General features: G+C 39.2%; 15 protein-coding genes, 1 tRNA gene and 1 pseudogene. 15 read left to right on the forward strand and 2 right to left on the reverse strand.

Going from position 1 to position 12,448, the window contains the following annotated elements:
• Window positions 1-37 precede the first annotated feature (37 nt).
• On the forward strand, window positions 38-1,084 hold the full coding sequence (locus tag RT138_RS15270; protein WP_313191372.1) for an L-dopachrome tautomerase-related protein: 1,047 nt from the start codon (window positions 38-40) through the stop codon (window positions 1,082-1,084).
• On the opposite strand, the gene RT138_RS15275 is transcribed toward RT138_RS15270, so the two are convergent.
• A complete protein-coding gene (locus RT138_RS15275; protein WP_313191373.1) occupies window positions 1,079-1,378 on the reverse strand; it encodes a Smr/MutS family protein in 300 nt (99 codons plus the stop codon). The two genes, RT138_RS15270 and RT138_RS15275, sit on opposite strands and share 6 nt — an antisense overlap.
• A 187-nt stretch (window positions 1,379-1,565) precedes the next feature.
• Window positions 1,566-2,468: a hypothetical protein gene (locus RT138_RS15280; protein WP_313191374.1), complete on the reverse strand. Its 903-nt coding sequence runs from the start codon at window positions 2,466-2,468 to the stop codon at window positions 1,566-1,568.
• 226 nt (window positions 2,469-2,694) lie between these two features.
• On the opposite strand from RT138_RS15280, the gene RT138_RS15285 reads away from it, so the two are divergent.
• From RT138_RS15285 to RT138_RS15350, 14 genes and pseudogenes are all read left to right on the forward strand, one after another.
• Window positions 2,695-2,771: transfer RNA gene (locus RT138_RS15285), tRNA-Pro, on the forward strand.
• A gap of 294 nt (window positions 2,772-3,065) precedes the next feature.
• Complete coding sequence (locus tag RT138_RS15290; RefSeq protein WP_313191375.1) at window positions 3,066-4,301, forward strand: site-specific integrase; 1,236 nt, start codon at window positions 3,066-3,068, stop codon at window positions 4,299-4,301.
• 194 nt (window positions 4,302-4,495) lie between these two features.
• Entirely contained in the window at window positions 4,496-4,771 is a 276-nt protein-coding gene (locus RT138_RS15295; protein ID WP_313191376.1) for a helix-turn-helix domain-containing protein, read from the forward strand.
• 668 nt (window positions 4,772-5,439) lie between these two features.
• Entirely contained in the window at window positions 5,440-5,832 is a 393-nt protein-coding gene (locus RT138_RS15300; protein WP_313191377.1) for a single-stranded DNA-binding protein, read from the forward strand.
• A gap of 45 nt (window positions 5,833-5,877) precedes the next feature.
• Window positions 5,878-6,951 (forward strand): annotated as a pseudogene (locus RT138_RS15305) (DUF932 domain-containing protein).
• Window positions 6,952-7,001: 50 nt separating this feature from the next.
• Window positions 7,002-7,478 (forward strand): hypothetical protein, encoded by a 477-nt coding sequence (locus RT138_RS15310; protein WP_313191378.1) that lies wholly within the window; start codon window positions 7,002-7,004, stop codon window positions 7,476-7,478.
• On the forward strand, window positions 7,475-7,645 hold the full coding sequence (locus RT138_RS15315; RefSeq protein ID WP_313191379.1) for a hypothetical protein: 171 nt from the start codon (window positions 7,475-7,477) through the stop codon (window positions 7,643-7,645). The genes RT138_RS15310 and RT138_RS15315 overlap by 4 nt, the downstream gene beginning before the upstream one ends.
• Before the next feature lie 23 nt (window positions 7,646-7,668).
• Entirely contained in the window at window positions 7,669-8,280 is a 612-nt protein-coding gene (locus tag RT138_RS15320) for a PRTRC system protein E (RefSeq protein ID WP_313191380.1), read from the forward strand.
• A gap of 17 nt (window positions 8,281-8,297) precedes the next feature.
• Window positions 8,298-8,516, forward strand: coding sequence for a PRTRC system protein C (locus RT138_RS15325; protein WP_313191381.1), 219 nt, complete (start codon window positions 8,298-8,300; stop codon window positions 8,514-8,516).
• Between the two features lie 17 nt (window positions 8,517-8,533).
• Window positions 8,534-9,703, forward strand: coding sequence for a hypothetical protein (locus RT138_RS15330; RefSeq protein ID WP_313191382.1), 1,170 nt, complete (start codon window positions 8,534-8,536; stop codon window positions 9,701-9,703).
• Window positions 9,700-10,419: a PRTRC system protein B gene (locus RT138_RS15335; RefSeq protein WP_313191383.1), complete on the forward strand. Its 720-nt coding sequence runs from the start codon at window positions 9,700-9,702 to the stop codon at window positions 10,417-10,419. Before RT138_RS15330 ends, RT138_RS15335 begins: the two co-directional genes overlap by 4 nt.
• Entirely contained in the window at window positions 10,416-11,225 is an 810-nt protein-coding gene (locus RT138_RS15340) for a PRTRC system ThiF family protein (protein ID WP_313191384.1), read from the forward strand. Before RT138_RS15335 ends, RT138_RS15340 begins: the two co-directional genes overlap by 4 nt.
• Before the next feature lie 368 nt (window positions 11,226-11,593).
• Window positions 11,594-11,923, forward strand: coding sequence for an ArsR/SmtB family transcription factor (locus RT138_RS15345; protein WP_045752270.1), 330 nt, complete (start codon window positions 11,594-11,596; stop codon window positions 11,921-11,923).
• 66 nt (window positions 11,924-11,989) lie between these two features.
• On the forward strand, window positions 11,990-12,445 hold the full coding sequence (locus RT138_RS15350) for a DUF6428 family protein (RefSeq protein ID WP_313191385.1): 456 nt from the start codon (window positions 11,990-11,992) through the stop codon (window positions 12,443-12,445).
• Window positions 12,446-12,448: the final 3 nt, after the last annotated feature.

Genomic DNA, 12,448 nt, shown 5'->3' on the forward strand with positions numbered 1-12,448 from the left:
ATATATCATAATAGCTGTTACCTCAATATTTAATGCTATGGCCCAAAACCAAGATCCTAATCTGCAGGTTGTCGCTTCCTTCGGGAAGTCCCAGCCCATCGGTGTTTCCGTATCTTCTGATAATCGAGTGTTTGTATCCTTCCCGCATAAGGATCCCTATCTTTTTGGTCTGAGCGAGATCGTCAATGGCGAGCGCAAAGCCTTTCCAAATGAAGCCTGGAATGCCGTGGAAGGAGACTATAAGGAACATTTTGTTAATGTGCAGGATATCTATGTAGATACCGATGATCAATTGTGGGTATTGGATTCCAAACTGGCTCCATCAGGTTCCATCTTTGGAAAAGAAGGAGGAAGCGATAAGAAGGAAGGACAGTTTAAGCTGGTCCAGATAGATTTAAAGAGCAATCAGGTCAAGCAAGTATTTACGTTTGAAGATTTGGACAAGAGCAAATCAGGCTTAAATGATGTTCGTGTTGATACTGAGAAGAAATTGGCTTACCTATCCGACCCTGGTCAGGCATCTGTAATCGTTCTAGATCTCCAGACCGGGAAAAGTAGAAAGCTTTTGAGCAATAGTAGCTTTACCTTGGCAAATGCAGATGTGGTTCTAGCTTATCATGGAAAGGAGATGCGGGATAAGGATGCTAATCCATTCAGATCAAATGTCAATGGTATTGCACTGACTAAGGACAATAAGTGGTTTTATTTTAAACCGATCAATGCGATGAACCTGTATAGGATTGAAACCAAATACCTAGCGGATGCAAATCTGACTGATGAAGCCCTAAAATCCAAGGTGGAAGACATGGGTGAAGTCGGGATTACGCATGGCCTTGTCGCTGATCAGGAAGGAAATATCTATCTGACGACTTCCCTTGATTATTCGATTCGTCGGTTGACTCCAGAAGGTAAATTGGAAATTGTGGTTCAGGATCCGCGCCTGCTTTGGCCAGATTCATTAGGGGTAGGGTCAGATGGTTATCTGTATTTCTCATGTGCTCAAATGCAGTTGCTGCCGCAATGGAATGGAGGGAAGGATTTGGTACAATATCCTTATGAGGTCTATCGGGTCAAGGTCTTATAGCCCGATTACCACCACTACAATATCTTCATTGGCATAGGAGGGATGGAAATGACTGATGGCATTGGATTGCTTATAGATCTTTAATTCCTCGTAGACCGCATTTTTAAGGGCTCCTTTGCCTTTTCCATGGATAAACTTGATTTCCGGATATCCCCAATAAATCGCAGCGTCCAGCTGTTCCCTAAGGTAATCTATCGTTTCTGCCAATAATTCATCTAGTTCGTAGCTGTCCAAATCGGCCAAGAATGCTTCGGCATGTAGGTCGACAGTTTTGGGTGGCTTGGGGAGGGACATTAATTAAATAGTATTTAGTATTAAGTATTTAGTATTTAGACATGAGATGTGAGATATGAGATTTGAGAAATGTGTCCATTGTCCATCCCTAAATAGGGTTGACCGTTTTTATACTTATCTTATTTCTCATCTCTATCACTTATCACTTATCTCTTATCACTTATTTCTTAAGGGTCAAAGTTAAGGATTAATTGATGGATCTGCCGATTAAACTTGGTAACATGGCTTTGGCTTCGTCGATTTTTTGTTCTTGAAGGAGAGCAATGTAAGGTTCCAGTTTTTTGTAGGTGGCAGAGTTGGGTGAAAAGTCCTTGAGGTAGCTGTATGCTTCCTGGAAGTAAGGTGAGATTTGCTGACTTTCGATGGCTGGGGTATTGTCCATCCCGATGGTTAGCGTCGTGAAGTATTTCTCATATTCTTTCTGTGCTTTTTCACCGGCGATAGTACCTTTGGTCTTATTGGCGAAATCCTCATACCATACAGTTCGCTGTACCAATGATTGGAAAGGGATCGCGATGGCTGCATCGTCCGCATAGCCTTCCATATTATCTCGGCCGATCTGTTGCAATAAGATTTCTAGGTCAGAAGTGATATAAGGGTAGAAGTTTTCCTGGAAATAGATCGGGTTAGCTTCTAGGTCGAACATGCCCTCCGTTTCGCGGACACGGAATCCGTTGCGGTTGATCTTGTCGTACGCTTGTTCCAGATCACTTGGAACGGCTGCTTTGCCGCCATCGAATTCAATGTTGACCAATGGGCGGTAGTTTGTTTCATCATCAAAAGCCGAGCGGTGCGCATACATGGATACCTTGTCGATATAGTCCATGATCAGGGCTACCCCTTTATCATTTTCAGGGCTTTCTTTCTTTTCAAAAAGTTCCTTGAATTTAGAGGTTGCTTTTCCCACGCTTTCAATGTCTGTGGAGTCGAGGGCCAAGATATAATCCTCCAAAGCCTCCGCTTTTGTCAGGTTGTATTCTTCGGGATTCTCCACTGTGGTACTGTCGGAGTTTTGTTGTTCCTTATTATTGGAGACACAGGCCGTCAGGAATATGGAGAAGATCAAGCAATTTCTAAAAATTTTTGTCATAATTTTTTTGATAATTATGTGTGATGGAAGATGAATTCCACCCCAAATATCGTATTTAAATCCTATTTATAAGTATAAACGTTCAAAAGGGGGATAATGTGTCGAGGAATTTTTATTTTATTGACATAATAATCAATTGGTTAATTTATTGTTGCTTTTATCATTTGGAAGATTGTGGGGAAAGATTGTATATTTGTGCCACACAAGAAAAAAGGTGATACCTTCTCGGGGTGTAGCGTAGCCCGGTATCGCGCCACATTTGGGATGTGGAGGTCGTAGGTTCGAATCCTGCCACCCCGACCACACTTACACTAAGTAAGGTCTAAAACCCTCAAATTCTATGAATTTGAGGGTTTTTTGTTTTATTTCATATCAAGAAACCCCAATATATATCAATCTAAATGTGAGTTAAACGGTGAGTCTTTTTAAGTTTTATATTTACTCACCGAATAGCTTATAAATAACTGTAAATCATTCATTTACAACATTTATTTTGATGTTATTTATGATTGTTTGACTTCTTTACTGCATCCCTTCCAACGGTTGGAATGAGAGAACAGCACCAAAGAGTATGAGTTGAACATAAAATAAATGGATATGAAGAGTAAAAACACCTTTGGGATTCAATTCGTGTTACGGTTGCCCAAGAACAAGAAAGATGAGACGGCCACTGTTTATGCAAGGATTACAGTAAACGGTCGCAGAACTGAAATTTCCTTAAAAAGCAAAGTATCGATCAATAATTGGGACGAAGCAAAAGGAAGAGCAAAAGGGAAACGGCAAGAAATCGTAAAATTGAACAGCCACATGGAACAGGTGCGCTCTTTGATCTTTGATAGCTATCAGGAATTGATACAGCAAAACAAAGTGGTTTCTGTCGATGCTGTTAAAGCCAAATACCTTGGTGAAGATATAGAGGAAGCAATGACCTTGCTAAAGGTTATTGAATATCATAAGCAAGTGGCTATTACAAAACTTGCTCCAGGCACCATGAAAAACTATTACACTACAGAAAGTTATCTCAAAAAGTTTATAAAGCATCAATATCGTAAAAGTGATATAACACTGGATGAACTCAATTATAAGTTCATTCTGGATTTCGAAAACTTTCTTATTAATTATGAGTCGATTGATCATCATAAATCTCTTAATAATAATGGAGTGATGAAGCACATGGAGCGTTTGCGGAAAATGGTGAATATGGCTGTGATGATGGACTGGCTGGAAAAAGATCCTTTTTCCAAATATAAACTCCACTTCGACAAAGTAGAACGAGGGCATCTTACAAAGGAAGAATTACAGGTATTGAGCAAAAAAAAATTTAAAATTGAACGATTGCAATCTGTACTTGATATGTTCCTTTTCAGTTGTCACACGGGGCTTGCCTATATCGATATATTCAATCTAACCCAAGAGAATATCGCTAAAGGAATCGACGGAAGGGACTGGCTAATGACTAACCGACAGAAAACAAGCACCGTGGTTAGGGTTCCCCTCTTGACAGAGGCGGTCCAATTGATCAAAAAATATAGAGATCATCCCGTAGCTTTAGCAAAAGGTACGCTTTTTCCAGTCATTTCCAATCAGCGTATGAACGGTTACTTAAAGGAAATTGCTGAAATCTGCGGAATTAATAAGAATTTCACGTTCCACCTTGCGAGACATACTTTCGCTACCACTGTAACTTTGAGTAACGGTGTTCCGATCGAATCTGTCAGTAAGATGCTTGGACACACTTCGATACGCACAACACAAATCTATGCGAAAGTTGTAGAACACAAACTTAGCGAAGATATGCAGAACCTTAGGAAGCGAATGGCTTTAAAAGGTTAGCTTAATGCAATTGGTGTGTATATTTTAAGGATACGCAGGGTATTACATGCCTTTCGCAGCCAAATGGTGCCATTGGATACCAGTTTGTTTAAGTCTCTGGTTACTTTCAGTTCATTTGTATTCATAGTGGCAGAATTGATAACAGAAGGCTGTTCTGCCCCTCATGAAATTATTAATATTAAAAGGAATTGCAAATGAGAGTAGAACTTATTACCCGAGAGGATCTTGAAAGTTTTAAAAAAGAACTTTTTGAAGAAATTAGAAGATATTCACCTTATATGAGAAAATCGGGACAGGAACCAAAGGAATGGTTAAAAAGCTATGAGGTACGCAAATTATTAGGAATCTCAGCTGGCACACTTCAAAACCTTCGGCTAAATGGAACATTACCCTACACTAAAATTGGTGGGTTGATGTACTATCGTTACGAAGATATTCGGAAATTGCTGGAAGGAGTTGATGGCAGTTAAACGATTAAGAAAAGATGAATTAAGCAGGATTTAGCGATCCTGCTTTTTTTATGCCTTATTTTTTATCCTCAAAGCACATTTATCTTGCCTTTGCTAATCCCACCGCACATAAAAGAGCTTTGATCGGATGCTTGGTCAAGGATATTGAGAAAATGCCTCCCAATACCCATTTCAATATTTTCTTCAATACCCTTTCTGTGGCTTTCCAAGCCACTTATTTACACAAGAAAAAAATACGGTCAAGCAAGTGAGCTGACTTTGTAATCACATAGACCATTTGCACAACGTCATTTTCATTACTTCCAATTCATTTTTTTATTCAAGAGCCAGTATGCTGTTTTGTCCCATTTCAAGAGCAAAGGTATTTCCGTGTTCTTAACACAGCAAAAAGGTCATGCCCTTCGGGTTTGCAAAATAATCTCCACCCATTCGGGTCGTATTTTTTTGCCAAAACCTTGTTGCTGCTAAACACGAACCTTTTATGCTCGTGAAACGAAACAAAGCATACTCCGGCTCTTTAAACGAATAAAAAAAATGTCAGAAATGGGAAAAATAAACATTGAAAATGGTAAAAAAGTGAAACAAAACTTCAGCACCACCTCTCATTTCCGAATAAATTTTAAAAAATCAAATCAGGACAAATTCAAAAACGTAAAAAAGTAGAAATCATGAACATCATCGGAAGACTGACAAGGGATGCGGAAGTACGCACAACGTCACAGGACAAACAAGTAGTAAATTTTTCGGTAGCAACCAATGACAACTATCGTAACAAGCAGGGCGAACGCATCGAGCAAACAACCTATTTCGACTGCTCGTATTGGATAAGCCCAAACGTAGCCAAGCTACTCACAAAAGGCACTTTGGTAGAACTATCGGGCAGAGTAAGTACAAGAGCGTGGGTAGGTAATGACGGAGAATTAAGAGCAGGACTGAATTTCCATACCTCGCAAATCAAACTGCACGGAGGTAGCAGGAGAGCAGAAACTACACAAGCTTCTACACAATCGAAAAGTAACAAGGTTACAGCACTGGAAACAGAAGACGACCTCCCATTTTAAGAACGAGTATTTAATCAATTTTCAAATATCAAAATTTTTAGCATTATGGCACACAACATCAATTTCAACGAGAGAACATGACGTTATTCATTCTTTAGCGTTCAACAAAAAGCGTGGCACGGTTTGGGGCAAATCGTAGAGCAATACCCAACAAGCGCAGAAGCCATCAAGCACGCAGGTTTAGATTATGAAGTCGTAAAAAGTCCACTATTTACCAAAGGTTCGGGTATTATCGAAACCGGACAGGGTATCGAAATAGGCAGTAATGAATTGGAAGTACCCAACTATTTCGCCAACATACGCACTGATAACAATGCAGTATTGGGCGTAGTCGGTAAAGATTACCACATTGTACAAAACCGTGAAGCCTTTAATTTCTTTGATGCTATTGTAGGTGGTGGCGAGGGGATTCTATACGAAACCGCAGGAGCGTTAGGAAACGGTGAACGCATATTTATCACAGCCAAATTGCCCGATTATATCCGAGTTGGCAATGGCGATGACGTCACCGAAAAATATATCTTCCTCACAACTTCGCACGACGGTAGTGGGAGTATCACAGCGGCATTTACACCTATTCGTATTGTTTGTCAAAACACCTTAAATGCTTCGTTACGCAGTATGACTAATGTAGTCCGCATTAAACATACTTCGGGAGCAAAACAACGTATTGAAAATGCTCATAAAATTATGGGATTAGCGAACACATTGAGCAACCAATTAGAGGATATTTTCAACGAGTGGACGAAAGTAAAAGTAACAGACCAAGAGGTTAAAAAGCTAATCCAATTGACACTTTGCCCGAACAAAGAAACGTTGGATTTACTCAAAAAAGGTGCGGAAGATGAAGTTTCCACCGTGTTTAAAAATACCGTTGAAGATGCTTTTGCGTATGCAATGCTAAGCGATACGCAACAAATGGACACCACAAAAGGTACTTTGTTCGGAGCCTACAACGCTGTCACAGGTTACTACCAAAATGTACGCAATTACAAAAACGATGAAGCCAAACTACAAAGCATTGTACTAGGTGGAACGGCTCAACTGAAATCACAGAAAGCATTTGACTTATGCACCTCTTTTGCAACGGACGGTGCAGAAATCCTAAACCTTAATTAAATAACCACAGGCTACCCCTTAATCGGTGGTAGCCTACTAAAAAAAATATAATGGCAAATTGGTGCAGTAACACAATTGTTTTCGAGGGGAATCCCGAAGCAATCAAACAGATACAACAGCTTTTCCAAACAATGAGGGAAAAGGAAGAACAAACAGAAAGAGGACAATTACCCGATTTTATCACAGATGAAAACGGTGGGTATTTCTTCAACACCTATTGGAACGAGGGGGATATAGGAATGTTTCAATACGAAACAAAATGGTCGTCCAATATTGAGGTAGTACAAGCGATAGCAGAATACTACCACGTGAATTTCGTACAGGACTATGAGGAAATGAGCAACCTTATATATGGTAAGGCAATATTTTATGACAAGCTACTCACAGATATTTATTTGGAAGATGAGGATTTTGCCAGGTATCAATTTGATGAAGAAACTGATACATATCATTTTGAGAACGAAGAACACGAAAGTAATTATGAGATCTTGGAAACGCTATTGAAGCGGAAAATAGCATCGATATGAAAATAACAGATTTACACGGTTGCCGTATAGAAATACCAGACCTTAACGAAGCCATCCGCATAGCGGAAGAATGTACAGAATACCAACACGAGGACAAAAGTTTTTCGGAGTTCGACAAAAGACTAAAAGTCTATTGGTCGGACTTATACGAGAAAGAGAACAAGTAAACAACCCTTAAAATTTAAGAACGATGAACACAAATTTTTTCAATCAAATAACGCAATTTGATTTTACAGGTAATCTACAAATTACCATAGCCAAAGGAGCGGAAAACAACCTTATTGTATCGATACTGCTCAATAACGAACAATGCGGGGATAAGGCAAAGCAACTCATACCCCCACTTAATCTGAGAGGAACGGCGAACGAATTGGACGAGGGATTTTTTCAGCAGGTAACTGCACCCATTCAAACCGCTTCGGGGTTAATGGTGGATATGGAAACCTTTATGAAGCAATTGGAAGAAGCCAAAAAGCAATCGGCAATGGAGAAAGAAAAAGCCGATAAGCAGAAAAAGGAGAAAGAAACCAAAGACAAGAAGTTTAAGGACGGCATGGCAAAGGTAGACGAACTCGAAAAAGAGAGCAAATTCCGTGATGCGTGGATAAAAGTACCCGATATAACCGAGTTTCCCGAAAAAGCGGACGAGATACGCAAACGCAAAACATCATTATCCGACAAGTTCGCCACACCGAACCTTTTCGGAGCAATGGAAGAAGGCACACCCGAACCGAGCCAAGAGGAAGAAGTTACAGCCGATTATCCCATAGATGAAACAGGCGAAGAAGAAAATGAGTATTAACAATAAAAACGAACATTATGTTATTAGCAACGCAATTAGAACGAGTGTTTATACTCAAAGATAAAGGACTGGACATCAGACTGACCGACCCCGAACCAGATTGGAGCGTGGAAGCCGTAATGAATTTTTATGCCAATATGTACCCCATACTCACAACGGCAAAAGCATCTGCACCGCAAATCAAAGATGATGCGGTAGAGTACCGATTTGAAAGCGTAATGGGAACGAAAGGTTAAACAAAATATGTAAAACGATGAATTATGCAACGCAACATCATATCGGGAATTATCACAATACCCGAACAGCAACGGCAAAGGAAGTTACACCGACAGTTGGGAGAGTTCGCCAATTGGTTACAAAGACCAAAGGATGCAAACGAAGTACGGAAAGACAAACGCAAATCAGTACCGACAACAATGTTGCCAATGGTTTTCTAAAGTGTACATTTCTACCCAAACTGAAAGAAACGAAAACCGTACAGGCTTGCAGGAAATCTGATAAAACTGAAAGGGATTTTTTTCAGTCCCTTTCCAAACTTACCGAGCATTATGGTATTATACCGATGCAGACCAACCAATTTCCCTATCCCTACAATATGGCATTGGCTCTATGGGATATGGAAGAGAAACTAAAACAACGTGTTTTAAATTGGGAAGAAATACGTTTGGTACAGGATAGTAATAGAACCTACTTTATCAGCGAGGAAAAATACAACACAGGTACAACGCTGTATTATATCCCGATTGAACCGCTTTATCAAATGTTATACGACCCCAAACGGAAAATGAATGCACAATTGCTCATTTCGGTTTGCTCTTATCTGTACCACATTGCGGATATTCCCTACTTCAGACAAGAAGACAGTTATTTGTATTGGATGTACGAAATGCACAAAGATTGGGTGGAACAGGACGATGAAACCGAAGAAACCGAAGTGTATAAACAGGAGTTTGTAAAAGCGGAATTGATTGGCGATAGCATAGAACAAAGACTATTCAACCGTATCAATTTACAAGTATTCGAACAGCGTTTAAATGCTTTTAAAAGCCGTGATGTGTTTAATTACGATTGTTGGCAGTTGGCTAGTAAAGCTTTTGCTTTATATACAGAATATCCACACGCAAGTATTTTTCGAAACGCACCGATAAATGAAGACCACGAAGAGGAGGACGACAACGAAACCATTGGTATGGAAAAGTACATTTCGTTTATCGCTGATACCAAAGGTTGGTTATATGAAAGCATTGCAGACAGTATCAACAACGAGTTTAACGAATACGGAGCGATGCAAGAACCGACCATTTGCAAACGCTTTGACGGAAGCAAAATAATAACAACGAACCTCGATTTTGAAAACAGATTGTTTGCCCTTTTGAACGATATATGTGACTTATTGTATAACTACGAAACCACAAGAAAATGAATAATACGAACGACATAACCGCAAGTTTCGGAACATTATACCTCCCGAAATCCGCTTTGGTGTTCTATGAAACCAAAGGAGCGAACACAGATGTGTATGTGGAGCATTTTGATATGGATAAAAATGGAAATCCCATTAATGCGCACCCTTTAACCGTAAAGGAAGCTAGCATATTGGCAAAGTGCTTAAAGACCGATGATGAAAAGAATCAAGCCTTTTTAAAACCAAAAGGAATTTTGCCGACCAACATACTGCATATCAATCCGAGCGAAAAAGGCACTGTACTTTGGTACACCAAAGCACAACAAAGGCAACTATATTTCGTGGATAGTCTGCAAATTCCAAACGGTATAGCACACGTACCGTCAATGTTATGGTTTGCCGATAAAAACAGTCTTACCATATTTGCTTTGGCAAACAACAGAAGACCCACAGAAAAAACGCCTTTGCATCACGCACCGTTCTTTAATATCTATGAAAAAGGCAATGTATGTATGGGAACGGTAAATGTTGAAATTAAAAATTCGGCTTCGGTTGAGGATTTTATAAAAGCATGGGAAGACTATTTTTTTAACAGTTATTTCAGCCATTCATTGTGTGCAAATTTGACAAAAAAGAACGTTGTAAACCTTTGGGAAAGCCTTATCAATACAGATAAACCCTTTCCGACAGAGGTGTTGAAAACGAACAACAAAACCCTTAAAAATCTATTATGATGAATATCGAAAAACAAAAAGTACATTTTACAGACAGCTATTTAATAAGCCCCACCAATCCAATTACCATTAATCTCATCGGAGCTGGTGGCACAGGTTCAAAGGTTCTGACCGCTTTAATGGAAATGAACCACAGTTTAATAGCATTGGGACACGCAGGATTGCAAATCCGTTTGTGGGATGATGATATTATCACAGAAGCTAATTTGGGCAGACAGCGGTTTGCACCAAGCGAAACAGGCTTGTACAAATCGGTTGCCCTCATAAACCGTGTCAATCGGTTTATGGGTACAAATTGGAAAGCAGAAATTCAAAAATTCGAGAAAGACGGTTTAGGAAGATTTCCCGAAAATGCAAAAGCAACGATTTACATTACTTGTGTAGATAATGTACAGGCGAGGTTTGGTGTTGCAGAAATATTAAAAGAATTAAGTAACCGCAGACACCATCGGGACCAATCCAAATATTGGATTGACTTCGGAAACAGTAGAGATACAGGGCAAGTGATACTATCTACTATCGGAACTATCAAACAACCTGATTCAGAAAAATACCAAACGGTGGCAAGCCTGCCAATGGTTACCGATGAATTTGGCGAACTATTGAAACAGTCCGAACAAGCGGACGATACGCCAAGTTGCTCACTTGCCGAAGCATTGGAAAAACAGGATTTATACATCAATGCAACATTGGCTCAAATGGGTTGTTCTGTGTTGTGGAGCTTGTTTCGTAATGGAATGACCGAAAACAGAGGTTTTTTTCTTAATCTGAAGAACTTCCAAACCCAACCCCTCAAAGTCGCCTGATAGCCAAAATCGGGCGGCAAAAATGCAATTCCTCGCTACGGTCGGAAACGCATTTTTGCATTAAATTCGGAGCAACCACATTGCCAAAATGTACCGCTCCACAATTCCCTCCCTTACATTTTATCAAATAGGTTGCGAGCTGTTTTCGTGGGATATTCGGTATCCCAATATTTGATTTTGGATTGACTTCTTTTCTTTCCATATCTGCGACCAAAGAAAAGAAGCAAAAGAACGTCGCTTTATTTGATTGGTTATCAAACTTTTAATTCGTAATTCCTGACCTGTTTAAAAATAAAATAAAATAAATCTTGTTGGTTTAAATCTATTATCGTAATATTGCAATGTTAAGTTTAATTAAAGATTTATAAATGGGTATCACGAAATCAGAATTATTTAGTGACAAGAAGAATACGCTAGCAACTATGTTTAAAGTGCTAGCTCATCCGGCAAGATTAGCTATTTTACAATATATCATAAACCAAAAGGCGTGTATTTGTAATGATTTAGTTGAGGAGTTAGGATTAGCACAAGCTACTATTTCTCAACATTTAAAAGAACTCAAAACTAGCGGACTCATTCAAGGCACCATTGAAGGAAAATCTGTTTGTTACTGTATCAACGATACCGTATGGAAGGATTTTTCCGAAGAATTCAAAGACTTTTTTGCCCAGAACATTGATTTAAAAGAATGTTGTTAGGCATTTTTTTGCAAAGTAACATCGTAATATAACGATTCATTAAAAATTAATTTAAATAAAAATAGTATGAAACTATCAGAAATCAAACAAATCCTTCCAACATTAGAAAATGTTGAATTTCAATTAGAAGACGGAACATTTGTACCGGAACACTTTCACGTTACCGAAGTAGGTCAAATTATTAAAAATTTCATTGATTGTGGTGGAGTAACTCGTGCAGAGAATACTGTAAACTTCCAGTTGTGGAATGCAGATGATTATGAGCACAGACTAAAACCCGGCAAGCTATTACATATCATCGAGCTATCCGAAACAAAACTGAATATCGGAGATCACGAGATTGAAGTAGAGTATCAAAGCGGAACCATTGGAAAATTCGGATTAGATTTCAATGGCAAGAATTTTGTTTTAACGAACAAAACGACCGCATGTTTAGCACAAGATGCTTGTGGTATTCCTAGTCTAGCGCAAGTGAGCGAATCAAAATCCAATAGCTGTGCACCAGGATCAGGCTGTTGTTAATCA

The sequence above is a fragment of the Sphingobacterium sp. genome (assembly GCF_032065005.1).
In the GTDB taxonomy this organism is placed as follows: domain Bacteria; phylum Bacteroidota; class Bacteroidia; order Sphingobacteriales; family Sphingobacteriaceae; genus Sphingobacterium.

Excerpts from the sequence above, each read along its gene's own strand:
- RT138_RS15270 (WP_313191372.1), top strand. The coding sequence starts at position 38 with ATGGCCCAAAACCAAGATCCTAATCTGCAGGTTGTCGCTTCCTTCGGG.
- RT138_RS15275 (WP_313191373.1), bottom strand. The coding sequence starts at position 1,378 with ATGTCCCTCCCCAAGCCACCCAAAACTGTCGACCTACATGCCGAAGCA.
- RT138_RS15280 (WP_313191374.1), bottom strand. The coding sequence starts at position 2,468 with ATGACAAAAATTTTTAGAAATTGCTTGATCTTCTCCATATTCCTGACG.
- RT138_RS15290 (WP_313191375.1), top strand. The coding sequence starts at position 3,066 with ATGAAGAGTAAAAACACCTTTGGGATTCAATTCGTGTTACGGTTGCCC.
- RT138_RS15295 (WP_313191376.1), top strand. The coding sequence starts at position 4,496 with ATGAGAGTAGAACTTATTACCCGAGAGGATCTTGAAAGTTTTAAAAAA.
- RT138_RS15300 (WP_313191377.1), top strand. The coding sequence starts at position 5,440 with ATGAACATCATCGGAAGACTGACAAGGGATGCGGAAGTACGCACAACG.
- RT138_RS15310 (WP_313191378.1), top strand. The coding sequence starts at position 7,002 with ATGGCAAATTGGTGCAGTAACACAATTGTTTTCGAGGGGAATCCCGAA.
- RT138_RS15315 (WP_313191379.1), top strand. The coding sequence starts at position 7,475 with ATGAAAATAACAGATTTACACGGTTGCCGTATAGAAATACCAGACCTT.
- RT138_RS15320 (WP_313191380.1), top strand. The coding sequence starts at position 7,669 with ATGAACACAAATTTTTTCAATCAAATAACGCAATTTGATTTTACAGGT.
- RT138_RS15325 (WP_313191381.1), top strand. The coding sequence starts at position 8,298 with ATGTTATTAGCAACGCAATTAGAACGAGTGTTTATACTCAAAGATAAA.
- RT138_RS15330 (WP_313191382.1), top strand. The coding sequence starts at position 8,534 with ATGAATTATGCAACGCAACATCATATCGGGAATTATCACAATACCCGA.
- RT138_RS15335 (WP_313191383.1), top strand. The coding sequence starts at position 9,700 with ATGAATAATACGAACGACATAACCGCAAGTTTCGGAACATTATACCTC.
- RT138_RS15340 (WP_313191384.1), top strand. The coding sequence starts at position 10,416 with ATGATGAATATCGAAAAACAAAAAGTACATTTTACAGACAGCTATTTA.
- RT138_RS15345 (WP_045752270.1), top strand. The coding sequence starts at position 11,594 with ATGGGTATCACGAAATCAGAATTATTTAGTGACAAGAAGAATACGCTA.
- RT138_RS15350 (WP_313191385.1), top strand. The coding sequence starts at position 11,990 with ATGAAACTATCAGAAATCAAACAAATCCTTCCAACATTAGAAAATGTT.